Genomic DNA, 11426 nt, shown 5'->3' on the forward strand with positions numbered 1-11426 from the left:
ATAGCAAGATAGGGATCTCATTATTCGGCACGACCGCGTACGGTCTTCCACAACGCCCCGGGTGAAGGCGCCCGGGGCTTTGCCGTAAGGGGTACCGGTCATGGCCGAAGAGACCGCCGTCTATACGCACGGGCATCACGAGTCCGTGCTGCGCTCGCACACCTGGCGGACCGCCGTCAACTCGGCCGCGTACCTGCTCCCGGAGATCAAGCCCGACCAGCGGATCCTGGACGTCGGGTGCGGTCCGGGCACCATCACCGCCGACCTGGCGGCGCTGGTGCCGCAGGGCCGCGTGACGGGCGTGGAGCTGGCGGCCGGCGTGCTCGACCAGGCGCGGGCCGTGGCGGCCGAACGCGGCTTGACCAACACGGAGTTCGAGACCGCCGACGTGCACCGGTTGCAGTACGCCGATGACAGCTTCGACGTCGTGCACGCCCATCAGGTGCTCCAGCATGTGGGCGACCCGGTACAGGCGCTGCGCGAGATGCGCCGCGTGACCCGGCCCGGCGGGATCGTCGCGGTCCGGGATTCGGACTACGCGGCCATGACCTGGTATCCGCAGTCGCCGGTCCTGGACGACTGGCTGGCCCTGTACCGGCGGGTCGCGCGGGCGAACGGCGGGGAGCCCGATGCCGGCCGCCGCCTCAAGTCCTGGGCGCTGCGGGCCGGTTGTACGGACCTGACCGCGACCTCCGCCACCTGGACGTACTCCACCCCTGAGGAGCGCGCCTGGTGGAGCGACCTGTGGGCGGATCGTACGACGGCTTCCTCGTACGCGAAGATCGCTGTCGACGGCGGGCACACGAGGACCGAGGACCTGGAGCGGATCGCGACGGCCTGGCGGGAGTGGGGCGAGGCGGAGGACGGCTGGTTCTGCGTCCTGCACGGGGAGTTGCTGATCCGCGCCTGAGCCGGAGCCCGGCCCCGCGCCTGGCCCCGACGATCCTGCCCCTCCTGCCCGCCCCTCACTCGCGCGGCATCAACGGCCCCAGCGGCCCGAGGTCGAGATTGAGGTCCTCGGGCCGCAGCCCGTAGCGGTCCCGCAGCTGCGCCATCCGGTCCTCGAGGAGCATCAGCGTGAGGCCGATCCGCTCCTCCTGGTCCTCGCTCAGCTCGCCGGTGTCGAAGCGGCGCACCGCCTGGCGCTCCATGAGCTGGCGGAGCAACTCGACGACGGTGAGCACCAGTTTGACCAGGTCGCGCTCGACCGTGTCGGGGTCCAGATCCATCCGCTTGCTCATCGCCGCTCCTCCAGTACCTCGAAGGGCGAGGGCACCTGGGCACTCACCGAGCTGATCAGGGCGCGCAGATCGATCCGTACGAGATCGACATCCGCGATCCGCAGCGTGAGGTCGCCCGCGACGACCACTCCGCCGGCGAGCAGCCGGTCGAGCAGGTCGACCAGGGCGACCTCGCGGCGCTCGATGACGGTCACCAGGCCTCCTCTTCGTCTCCATTGGGGTCGCTGAACGAGTACGCGGCCCAGGGGCCGGTGAGTTCGACGCGCAGTCCGGGTTCCTGGTCCTTGGTGCGCTCGACGCACTCGACGAACTCCTCGGACTGCGAACGCCCCACCAGATACGCCCCGTTGAGAATGTTCCGCCCGGTCGCCCGCGAGAGCTCCGGGTTCTGCGGACGGTGCAGCCGGGTCGCCGCCGCGCGGGCCGTCAGGTCCGTGTGCAGCTCCTGCGCGAAGGAGTCGGCGCGCGCCCACAGCCGGTCCGCGCCCTGCTGACGGGTGCGGCGCATCCGCAGATAGTCCCGGCCGCTGGCGGCCTGGCCGGCCGCCGCCGGTTCGGACGGCGCCTGTTGGGCCTCCGGCTCGGCGTACACCTTGACGCCCCATTCCACACAGCCGTCGATCCGCGCGAGCAGCTCCCGCAGCTGATCGCCCTCGTCCTCGAGCATCGTCCGCACGCCGCTGTCGTCACGGAAGACGGTCCCGAGCCGCAGCGGCAGCGGACAGGTGACCGTGGTCAGGGCGGCGATGACCGCCTGGTGGGCGCGGGCGGTCGCGGTGAGCCAGTCGAGGTCCTCCAGATGGGCGCGCAGCGGCTCGTAGCCGAAGTCGGCCTCCGGGACCCGGCTGAGCACGGCGACGAGACCGCCGTGCTCCAGCTGCTTGAGCGGTGCGCCGCCCACGCCGACGAGATCCGCCTGCAGGGCGGCCTCGAAGGGCCGGCACACCGCGTACACATAACGCAGTTCATTCATCCGAGGCCTTCTCCTTCCGACGGCCGCGCGTGCCCTGCCCTGCCTCCAGCTCGGCGATACGGGCCTGCAACTGCTCGTTCTCACGCGTGAGGTCGGACTGCCTGCGGTCCACCTCCCGGCGCCGCGCGCCGGTGGAGAGCGACGGGTCGTCCTCCCACCAGTCGATGCCCATCTCCCGCGCCTTGTCCACGGAGGCGACGATCAGGCGGAGTTTGATCGTGAGCAGCTCGATGTCGAGCAGGTTGATGCGGATGTCGCCCGCAATCACCACGCCCTTGTCGAGTACGCGCTCCAGGATGTCGGCGAGGTTCGCGCTGCCGCCGCTCTGCCCGTAGGGGTCGGGAAGCCTGCTCGCGGTGGTCATCGGCGCCCGGTTTCGGCGTACTCGGCGCGGCGGTCCGCGTCTTGCTCCTCGCCCTCTTCGTAGGCCATCTCGTCGTCCTCTTCGTCGCGCTCTTCGCCTTCGTACTCACCCTCGGGCTCGCCTTCGTACTCGCCCTCGGGTTCGTCCTCGTACTCTTCGCCGTACTCGTCCTGTTCGCCCTTGCCCTCCTCGAGCTCCGCGGCCTCGTCCTCGGAGCGGTCCTGCTCCTCATCGGAGCGGTCCTGCTCGTCGTCGGAGTACCCCTGTTCCTCCTCGTCACGCGTGCGTTCTTCCTCGGCGACGGCGTCCTCGTGCGAGACGACCACCTCGCCGTCCTGGATCTCCCCGCGCCAGCCGTCGCTCGCCTCGCCGCGCAGCGAGATATGGCGGGCGAAGTGCTTGAGGTCGAGCCGGGCCCGGCGCCCCTGAGCGCGCCAGATGTTGCCGGTCTTCTCGAACAGGCCCTTCGGGTAGTACTCGATGATCAGGAGCACCCGGGTGAGGTTCTCGCCGAGGGAGTGGAAGGTCACCACGCCCTTGGTCGAGCCCTTGGCGCCCTCGGACGTCCAGGTGATGCGCTGGTCGGGGACCTGCTCGGTGGTGTGCGCCTTCCAGCTCCGGTTGGACCAGAAGACCTTGAGCTTCCAGTCGGACGTGGTGTCGTCGGCGACGGTCGCCCCCTTGACGCCCTTCGCGAACGTCGAGAACTCCTGATACTGCGTCCACTGGTCGTAGGCCTCACGGATCGGGACGCCCACGTCGATGTGTTCGAGAATGACGGTCGGCTTCTGGCCCGCGCCGCCCTTCTTGCGCTTGCCGCCGAGCCCCTTGACCGCACCCATGACCTTGTCCTTGAGATGGCTGCCGGTGAGTTCGACCGCGCTGCGCACGGGGCCCTTGCCCTCGGCTATCTTGCGGCCGCCCTGGAGAGCGAGCTGGGCGAAACCGGGGCTCTTGCCCTCGGCGATGTCGTTCAACTTGCCGGTGGCGGAGCCGAGTTTGTGCCCGGCGCCCACCAGCGCGCGTTCGAGCTGGGCCAGCATGAAGGCCTGTGCCTCGGCCTTCAGCCGGTCGGCCGCCTCACTCTTGGCCAGACCGGACAGCGGATTGTCCTTCGCATCAGCCATCGTTACGGCCTCCCTTCGCGCGGGCGGTGCGGCGGGCGGCGGTCTTCGCGGCGCCCGTGGTCTTCTTCGCGGTGCCCGTGGTCTTCCCTGCGCCGGACTTCCCGGCCGAGGCGGTCTTCTTGGCCGGCGCCTTCTTCTGCGTACGGGAGGCCTCGCCGCCACGGGAACTGCGTGACGTTCCGGATCCCCGTGACGTCCCCGACTCCCGCGACGTCCCCGATTTCTCGCCCTCGGCGGAGGAGCGCGATCCGGAGGTCTTGCGGGCCTGCTTCTTGGGCGCGGGCCGCTCCTCCTCGTACTCCTCCTCGTCGTACTCCTGCTCGCGCCCGCCGTCGTCGCGCTCCACGCGTCCGGGGATCACCCCGGACAACCGGTCCTGCACCCCGAGCGTCCGGTCGTGCAGGCGGTCCGAGATCCCGTCGAGGCCCCGTTCGAGCACCGCGCCCGTGGCGGCCTTCCCGACGCCTCGTACGTCCTCGCGCAGCTGATCGCCGATCTCCTTGAACTGCGGGTTGTTAAGGAGCTGCTGCTGGACCAGGTCGGTGAGCGCCTGCGGAGAGAGCGGAAGCTTCTTGCCGGCCACGAGGGTGCCGACGGCGAACGCCAGCTTCATCTTCTTGGTGCGTCCCAGCAGGTATCCCGCTCCGACTGCGAGGCCGAGCGCCATGCGATTCATTGTTGATTCGTCCGTTCCGTCGCGTACTGAAGCCGGTCGAGGAGTTCGTCCTCCAGCCGGTCGAAGGTGTCCGCGTCGATCTCGCCCGCCTCCAACTGCTCTTCGAGGCGACCGAGTTCGGCGCGGATGACCCCGGGGTCGTAGTACTGCCGCTCGGCCTCGTCCACGAGCTGTTCCATCACCCAGAAGGAACCGCGGACCGGGGCGAACGGCAGCAGTACGAGCTCTTTCACCAGACCTGTGAGGCCCATGGGGTCAGTGCCCTGCCGTCTGTGCCGCGTGCGGGGCCGGACCGGGTTCGACGAAGCTGTACGGCGGCAGCGGCCCGTTGACCCTCAGGTCCAGATGCGGATGGTCGCCCCGGAGCTTGTCGACCGAGGCGAGGAACTCCTCGGTCTCGTCCCGGGCCACCAGGAAGGAGACATTGGCCAGCCAGCCGCTGCTCTGCGGTCCGACGCTCACGGCGTCGGCCGCACCTTCGAGCTCCTGCTGGATCTCCACCGCATCGGCCGCCTCACGCGCCTGTACGGCCTGGACGACCATCTCGCCCAGCCTCAGGCGCTGTTCGTACGTGCCGCCCGCCGCTTGCCGGTTGGCCTCGGTGAGGGTGCGTATCTCGGGGTTCTCCCCCATCACGCGGTGCAGTACGGCCTCTTCGTCGTGCGAGGCCTTCACGTTGTACTCGACTTTGCCTTCGAGCGCCTCGAGCCGTTCGCTGTAGTGCTCCGCACGCTCTTCGAGCACCGCCGCCACCGTCTTGTCGTCGGGGGCGGTCGAGCCGAATCGCATCGGCAGCACGGGGCCGGCCGCGCCCGCCTCGCTCAGGACGTTCTGGTGAGCGAGCAGATCATTGCGCTTGGGCCGCAGATTCTCCGGGGCGTCGCTGACCAGCGCCGAGAGCTCGCCGCCGGTGACGCTCCGCACGGGGCGTGCGGGGTCGCCGATGCCGCCCATGTCGATGGGCGGGTTCGGGTGCGAACGCCGCACGATGCCATAGATATACGTGGTCACTCCGCTTCCTCCTGCCGCTTGCGGGGAGTGGTCCGCTTGGTGGTGCGCCGCGGTGACTCCTGGCTCTCCTTGCCTTCCTCACGTGCCTGGCGGAACGCGTCGGAGATGGTCTCCGCGGCCCCGCTGAGCGCGCCCTTGCTCTTGCCGCGGGCACCGGATTCGGTGATCTCGCCGACGAGATCGGGCAGGCCCGGGCTCTTCTTCGGCCCGGCTTCGAGGTCGAGGCGATTACATGCCTCGGCGAAGCGCAGATACGTATCGACACTGGCAACGACGACCCTGATGTCGATCTTCAGGATCTCGATGCCCACCAGGGAGACACGCACGAACGCATCAATCACGAGGCCGCGGTCGAGCACGAGTTCCAGTACGTCGTACAGGCCACTCGTGCCTCCTGAACCGCCGCTTTGCTGTGCAGGGACAACGGTCATGACGGACCGCTCCTCCTCGTCGGTATCGGTGGGACTGACCCGGGTTCAGCGCCGCTGGGCGTCCGCACGGCCGCGTTCGTAGCGGCGGATACGGCGATAGCCCGTGAGCTCGCCCTGGGGGTCGAGGTCGACGGCGTAGCTGGCGAGCAGGCTCATGGTGTCGGGGACGCGGGTGAGTTCGAGCACCTCTATCTCCAGGCGCCAGCCGTCCTCGGTGCGTTCGAAGGCCGATGCGCTCTCGGCCTGCATCCCGGTGAGCTCGGCCAGCTGGAGCATGGCCTCGCGCAGCACAGCCATGGGCCGCGGCGCCTGCGGGGCGCCGTTCGAGTCGGCCCCGGAGCCGGATCGGTTTTCCTTGCGGGTCTTGCCGGCTTCGCTCTTGCCGGTCTCGCTCTTGCCGGCTTCGCTCCTGCCGGATTCGGTCTTGCTTTCCGTCTTCCTGTTTTCGGTCCTGCTGTTTTCGGTCCTGCTGTTTTCCGTCTTTTCGGTTTCGGTCATCACAACCTCCCGCTTCGAGTGACCCGCACACCCTTGGCCAAACCCCTACGCCTCAGCTCACCACCGCGATTTCCACGAGCAGCCGTACGGCCGCGGCGATCGCGGCCTCGTCGATACCGGCGGACCGCAGCTGTTCACCGGGCGTCGCGGAACCCGGCATATGGCGGACGGCGAGCCGGACAAGGCGCGGCACAGGCCCTCCGTCGGCGAACGCTTCGGACACCGCGTCGCCCAGGCCGCCCTCGGGCCGGTGGTCCTCGACGGTCAGCAGACAGCCGGTCCGCTCGGCCGCCTCGCGGAGCGTGGCGGTGTCCACCGGCTTGACCGAGTACAGGTCGATCACCCGGCAGGCGATGCCGACCTCCGCCAGCTGGTCGGCGGCGGCGAGCGCTTCGCGTACGGTCACTCCGGCCGCGACGATCGTGACGCGGTCCGCGTCCGAGGAACGCAGCACCTTGGAGCCACCGATGGGGAAGGTTTCGTCCGGCCCGTACAGGGCCGGGGTCTCCCCCCGGGTCGTACGCAGATAGCCGATGCCGGGGCGTTCGGCGAGCGCGGCGACGAGCTGGGCGGTCTGGTTGGCGTCACAGGGGTAGAGCACGGTGGAGCCGTGCACCGAGCGGAACATCGCGAGGTCCTCGAGGCCCATCTGCGAGGGACCGTCCTGCCCGATGGACACACCCGCGTGCGAGCCCGCCAGCTTGATGTCCGAGCCGCTGACCGCCGCCATCCGCACGAAGTCGTGGGCGCGCGTGAGGAAGGCGGCGAACGACGAGGCGTACGGGGTGTATCCGCGGGCCGCGAGTCCGACGGCGGCGGCGACCATCTGCTGTTCGGCGATGTAGCACTCGAAGAACCGCTCCGGATGCTCCTTGGCGAACTGCTCGGTCTTGGTGGAGTCGCTCACCTCTCCGTCGAGCGCCACCACATCGCCCCGGGCGGAACCCAGAGCGGTCAGCGCCTGGCCGTAGGCGCTGCGCGTGGCGATCTCCTCGCCCTTCTCGTAGCGCGGAAGTTCGAGATGGCCGCTCTGCACGGCATGCAGCACCCGCGCGGCGGGCGGCTGTTGGACCTCGAGCCGCAGGTCGGTCACACCGCCGAGTTCCGCGATGGCCTCGTCGGGGTGCTTGAGCGGCTTGCCGTGCAGACCCTCGCGGTCCTCGGCGTCGGCCACACCCTTGCCCTTGAGCGTGCGGGCGAGCACCGCGGTGGGCTGGCCGAGCGTGGAGCGGGCCTCGGCGAGCGCCCGGTCGATCGCGGCCACGTCATGGCCGTCGCACTCGACGGTGTGCCAGCCGAAGGCCTGCAACCGGCGGGCGTAGGCGTCCAGGTCGTGGCCGTGCCGGGTGGGGCCGCGCTGGCCGAGCCGGTTGACGTCGACGATCGCCGTGAGGTTGTCGAGATGCTCGGACCCGGCGTGCTCGGCGGCCTCCCAGACGGAGCCTTCCGCGAGCTCGCTGTCGCCGCAGAGCACCCACACGCGATAGCCGACGCGGTCCAGGCGCTTGCCGGCGAGCGCCATGCCGACGCCGATGGGCAGTCCCTGACCGAGGGAGCCGGTCGCGACCTCCACCCACGGCAGGGCGCGCGGCGTCGGATGGCCTTCGAGCCGGCTGCCGAGCGTACGGAAGGTCCGCAGCTCGTCGTCGTCGATGAGACCGAGCGCCTTGTACGAGGCGTAGAGCAGCGGCGAGGCATGCCCCTTGGACAGAATGAACCGGTCGTTGCCGGGGTGCTCGGGCCGTTCGAAGTCATGGCGCAGATGGCGGCCGAGCAGCACGGCCATCAGGTCGGCGGCGGACATCGACGAGGTGGCATGCCCCGAGCCCGCGGCCGCGGCGACGCGCACCGAGTCCACCCTCAATTGCTGGGCGATGCGGGTGAGTTCATCGTCGGTCGGCTGGGCCATCAGGTGTCTCCTCGGGTGGTACGGGCATACGGGCGAGTTCGGGGGATGCGGTGTCGAGCGGCACGGACCAGGAGCGCACCAGGCCCAGCTGGACGGCCTGGCGGGGCAGCGCCGCTTCGAGCATCCAGTCGGCGGCGACGCGGATGCGGTTGCCGGGCATCGCGGCCAGGTGGTAGCCGCGGGTGACGGCCGCGGCGGGCAGTCCCGCGAGCGCCAGACCGAGCGGGTTGGCCGCGGCCTTCACTCCGCCGAGGTCGACGGTGAAGCCGAGGTCGTGGTGCTTGTACGGCTTGCGGGAGCCGAGCCCGAGCGACGCGGCCACATTGCGTCCCGCCGTCGCACCCTGCCGCCAGGCGTGCTGGGCGGTCATCGGCGTGTACGAGCCCGGTTTGGTCGCGTCCGGTACGGCGGCGGCGTCCCCGCACGCGAACACCTCGGGGTGGCCCGGGACTTGGAGGAACGGGTCGACCACGAGCCGCCCGCGTTCGAGCGGGCGCCCGGTGGCCTCCACCAGCGGATCGGGCCGCACGCCCACGCACCACATCAGGGTGCGGGTGTCGACGAACTCGCCGTCGTCCAGGAGAACCCCCTGTGCGGTGGCCTCCTTCACGGAGGTCCCGGTGCGGACCTCGACGCCGCGCTTCTCGAGCACCTTGTGCGCGGTCTTCGACAGCCGCCGGTCGAGCTCCGGCAGCACCCGTGGCGCGATGTCGAGCAGCATCCAGCGGGCGTCAAGGCCGGGGTGGCGGCGCAGCAGCGAGTCGGTGAGCAGCTTGCCGTGGGCGGCGATCTCGGTTCCGGTGTAGCCGGCGCCGACGACCACGAAGGTGGTGCGGGCGGGGTCCCTGTCGTTCGCGGCCAGCTCCGTCTGGCGGATCACGTGGTCGCGCAGATACAGCGCCTCGGGCATCCCGCGGAAGCCGTGCGCGTGCTCGGTCACGCCGGGCACGGGCAGCAGTTTGTTGACGCTGCCGACGGCGAGCACGAGACGGTCGTAGGAGAGGGTCCCGGGGCGGCCTTCGGGGTCGCAGTAGGTGACGGTGCGCCCTTCGAGGTCGAGGCCCTGCGCCTCGCCGAGGACATGCCGTACCCGGGGCAGCGTGCCCGAGAGCGAGACGGTGACCCGGCGCGGCTCCAGGACGCCCGAGGCGACCTGCGGCAGCAGCGGCAGATAGAGGAAATAGTCGGTCGGGTTGAGCAGGACCACTTCGGCACGGTCGCGGACTGCCCGGGACAGGGTGCGGGCGGCCCGGTATCCGGCGAAGCCGGCCCCGACGATCACGATGCGGGTACGGCTCACGATGGTTCAGCCTCCGGCTGTGGTCGGGGAGCGTTCGGGTGCCCTCGGGCCATTGCGCCAAACGTTTCCGTCCGGCCGCCCGGGTTACCCGGCCCGCACCTCCCCACCTCGCGTGAGAGCCGGTTTGCGATGAAGAACACAGTGCCCCTTCGGACACCGGCGGCCGGCGCCTATACGGTGCCCACCGACGCGCCCGAGGCGGACGGGAGCCACAGCTGGGACACCACTTCCGTGGTCGTGGTCGAGATCGGCGCCGGGGACGCGACCGGCACCGGCTGGACCTACGCGCCCGCGATCGCCGCCGATGTCGTACGGGAGCTGCTCGCCCCCGTCGTCACCGGCCTCGACGCCCTGGACATCCCGGCGGCGCACGAGGCGATGCGCGGCGCCCTGGGCGAGGCGGGGCCTGGCGGGCTCACCGCCTGCGCGCTGTCGGCCCTCGACATCGCCCTGTGGGATCTGAAGGCTCGGCTCCTGGAACTTCCGCTGGCGCGGCTGCTCGGCGCCGCACAGGACGCGGTGCCGGTGTACGGCAGCGGCGGCTTCACCACGTACCACGACACGCATCTGGCCGCCCAGCTCGGCGGCTGGGTGCACGGGCAGCGCATCCCGCGGGTGAAGATCCGCATCGGCGAGTGCGGCGGCCACGCCGTGCTCCGGGATCTCGCACGGGTGCGGGCGGCCCGCCAGGTCATCGGCCCACGGACGGAGTTGTACGTGTCCGCGGGCGGCGCGTACACGCGCAAGCAGGCCGTGCGCGTCGGGCACGCGCTCGCCGAGCTCGAGGTCGGCTGGTTCGAGGCGCCCGTGCCGCGCGAGGACCCGGCAGGGCTCGGTCTCGTACGCGACCGCGCGGTCTGCGATGTCACCGCGGGCGGACACGCGGACGACCTGGCCGAACTCGCCCGTACGGCAGGGCTGGTGGACTGTCTGCAGGCGGACGCCACCCGGGTCGGCGGCCTCACGGCCTGGCTGCGCGCGGCCGCCCTCGCCCAGGCGCACGGTCTGGAGATCTCCGCGTACGGTGCGCCGCACGCCCATGCGGCGGCCGCCGCGTGCGTGCCGAACCTGCGGCACATCGAGTGGTTCCACGACCACGTACGGGTCGAGTCGATGTTCTTCGACGGAGTCCTCGATCCGACCGGCGGCGTGGTGCGCCCGGACGGCGGCATCGGGCACGGGCTGCGTCTGCGGGCGGAGGAGATCGAGGAGTACCGGGTGGCGTAGGGCGGGTATCGCGTGGCGCAGGGGGCCTGGCGCAGGGGCGTATCGCGTGGCGTGGGTGGTGGTCGCCGTGCGAGCCTCGGCCGCATGGAGAGCGCAGAGGTGCTGCTGATCGGCGGCCGTTCCGGGGCCGGCAAGTCATCCGTCGGATACGAGGTGTCGGCGCTGCTGCGGGCGGCGTCGGTGGGGCACGCCCTGATCGAGGGCGATGTCCTCGACCACATCCATCCGGCGCCGCCGGGTGATCCGGACCGCTCCGGGATCACCGGGCGCAATCTGGCCGCGCTGTGGGCGAACTACGCGGAGCTCGGCTGCCGGCGGCTGATCTACACGAACACGGCCGCCGTCCTCGACGGTGAACAGCGGCTGTTCGAGGGGGCGTTGGGCCAGGACGTCCGCATGCACCACGTGCTGCTCACCGCCTCCGACGAGACGGCGGCGGCCCGCCTTCGTGAGCGCGAACGCGGCTCGGAACTCGAGCGACAGCTCAGGCGCAGCGCCCAGATGGCGCGGCGGCTCGATGAGCACGCCGCGCCGGGGACGGTGCGGGTCGCCACCGACGGCAGGTCGGTGACTCAGGTGGCCCGGGAGGTCATCGCCGCGACCGGCTGGTGACCCCCTGCCGCCATGTGGTGATCAGCGCTGCTGACCGGGCGGCGGGCCGGGGTTGGG

Annotated in this window: 15 protein-coding genes; 3 read left to right on the forward strand and 12 right to left on the reverse strand. The window is 70.8% G+C overall.

The genetic code is table 11. The features are described 5' to 3' along the window. The first annotated feature begins 100 nt into the window (after positions 1–100). Positions 101–910 carry a class I SAM-dependent methyltransferase gene (locus G6045_RS16765; protein ID WP_165332763.1) on the forward strand — a complete coding sequence of 270 codons (810 nt, stop codon included), beginning with the start codon at positions 101–103 and terminating at the stop codon, positions 908–910. Positions 911–965: 55 nt separating this feature from the next. Here G6045_RS16765 and G6045_RS16770 read toward each other — a convergent pair whose 3' ends face one another. Genes G6045_RS16770 through G6045_RS16825 form a run of 12 tightly spaced genes read right to left on the reverse strand, consistent with a single transcriptional unit; the run spans position 966 to position 9530 of the window. Further along, positions 966–1241, reverse strand: a complete 276-nt coding sequence (locus G6045_RS16770; protein ID WP_165332764.1) for a gas vesicle protein K — start codon at positions 1239–1241, stop codon at positions 966–968. Continuing rightward, positions 1238–1435 (reverse strand): gas vesicle protein, encoded by a 198-nt coding sequence (locus G6045_RS16775; RefSeq protein ID WP_165332765.1) that lies wholly within the window; start codon positions 1433–1435, stop codon positions 1238–1240. The genes G6045_RS16770 and G6045_RS16775 overlap by 4 nt, the downstream gene beginning before the upstream one ends. Further along, the gene (locus G6045_RS16780) at positions 1432–2214 is read right to left on the reverse strand and encodes a GvpL/GvpF family gas vesicle protein (protein WP_165332766.1); all 783 of its coding nucleotides are present in this window, start codon (positions 2212–2214) and stop codon (positions 1432–1434) included. The genes G6045_RS16775 and G6045_RS16780 overlap by 4 nt, the downstream gene beginning before the upstream one ends. After that, positions 2207–2578 carry a gas vesicle protein gene (gene gvpJ, locus G6045_RS16785; protein ID WP_165332767.1) on the reverse strand — a complete coding sequence of 124 codons (372 nt, stop codon included), beginning with the start codon at positions 2576–2578 and terminating at the stop codon, positions 2207–2209. Before gvpJ ends, G6045_RS16780 begins: the two co-directional genes overlap by 8 nt. Next, a complete protein-coding gene (locus G6045_RS16790) occupies positions 2575–3705 on the reverse strand; it encodes an SRPBCC family protein (protein WP_165332768.1) in 1131 nt (376 codons plus the stop codon). The genes gvpJ and G6045_RS16790 overlap by 4 nt, the downstream gene beginning before the upstream one ends. After that, entirely contained in the window at positions 3698–4372 is a 675-nt protein-coding gene (locus G6045_RS16795; protein WP_328707804.1) for a DNA primase, read from the reverse strand. Before G6045_RS16795 ends, G6045_RS16790 begins: the two co-directional genes overlap by 8 nt. A gap of 5 nt (positions 4373–4377) precedes the next feature. Continuing rightward, a complete protein-coding gene (locus G6045_RS16800; protein ID WP_165332770.1) occupies positions 4378–4632 on the reverse strand; it encodes a gas vesicle protein GvpG in 255 nt (84 codons plus the stop codon). 4 nt (positions 4633–4636) lie between these two features. After that, entirely contained in the window at positions 4637–5392 is a 756-nt protein-coding gene (locus G6045_RS16805) for a GvpL/GvpF family gas vesicle protein (RefSeq protein ID WP_165332771.1), read from the reverse strand. Then, the gene (locus G6045_RS16810) at positions 5389–5823 is read right to left on the reverse strand and encodes a gas vesicle structural protein GvpA (protein ID WP_165332772.1); all 435 of its coding nucleotides are present in this window, start codon (positions 5821–5823) and stop codon (positions 5389–5391) included. Before G6045_RS16810 ends, G6045_RS16805 begins: the two co-directional genes overlap by 4 nt. Positions 5824–5868: 45 nt before the next feature. Beyond that, positions 5869–6321, reverse strand: coding sequence for a gas vesicle protein GvpO (locus G6045_RS16815; protein WP_165332773.1), 453 nt, complete (start codon positions 6319–6321; stop codon positions 5869–5871). Between the two features lie 52 nt (positions 6322–6373). Then, positions 6374–8230, reverse strand: coding sequence for a transketolase (locus G6045_RS16820; protein WP_165332774.1), 1857 nt, complete (start codon positions 8228–8230; stop codon positions 6374–6376). Beyond that, positions 8208–9530 carry an NAD(P)/FAD-dependent oxidoreductase gene (locus G6045_RS16825; protein ID WP_165332775.1) on the reverse strand — a complete coding sequence of 441 codons (1323 nt, stop codon included), beginning with the start codon at positions 9528–9530 and terminating at the stop codon, positions 8208–8210. Before G6045_RS16825 ends, G6045_RS16820 begins: the two co-directional genes overlap by 23 nt. A 129-nt stretch (positions 9531–9659) precedes the next feature. Here G6045_RS16825 and G6045_RS16830 point away from each other — a divergent pair, with 129 nt between their 5' ends. Next, entirely contained in the window at positions 9660–10757 is a 1098-nt protein-coding gene (locus tag G6045_RS16830; RefSeq protein WP_165332776.1) for an enolase C-terminal domain-like protein, read from the forward strand. A gap of 84 nt (positions 10758–10841) precedes the next feature. Further along, the gene (locus G6045_RS16835; protein ID WP_165332777.1) at positions 10842–11369 is read left to right on the forward strand and encodes a nucleoside/nucleotide kinase family protein; all 528 of its coding nucleotides are present in this window, start codon (positions 10842–10844) and stop codon (positions 11367–11369) included. Positions 11370–11426 lie beyond the last annotated feature (57 nt).

It is taken from the genome of Streptomyces mesophilus, assembly GCF_011044995.1.
Taxonomy (GTDB): domain Bacteria; phylum Actinomycetota; class Actinomycetes; order Streptomycetales; family Streptomycetaceae; genus Streptomyces; species Streptomyces mesophilus.